This window comes from Pseudomonas sp. PME37.24/006 (assembly GCF_055556635.1).
In genome coordinates, this window is record NZ_JBVHNL010000068.1 from 1 (window position 1) to 276 (window position 276).

The 276-nt window shown below is 61.2% G+C and carries 1 pseudogene; it reads left to right on the forward strand.

The window, feature by feature from the left end:
* A pseudogene (locus tag ACZ3GY_RS23880) lies at positions 1 to 276 on the forward strand (mammalian cell entry protein); the annotation flags it as partial.

Sequence of the window (276 nt, forward strand, 5' to 3'; positions counted from 1 at the left end):
GGTCGGTATTCAGCTGAACCAGGATGCCTCAGGATTCAATGCCGAGGACACGCGTTTCTGGGTGGTCCGTCCGCGCATCGCTGCCTCCGGTATTTCGGGGTTGGGCACCTTGCTCTCCGGGGCCTACATCGGCGCGGATGCCGGCGCTTCGGAAGAAACCAAGAAGAATTTCGTGGGACTGGAACAGCCCCCCATCGTCACGCGCGATGCCTCGGGCCGCCAGTTCGTGCTGCATACCGATGACCTCGGTTCGCTCGATATCGGTTCTCCCATCTT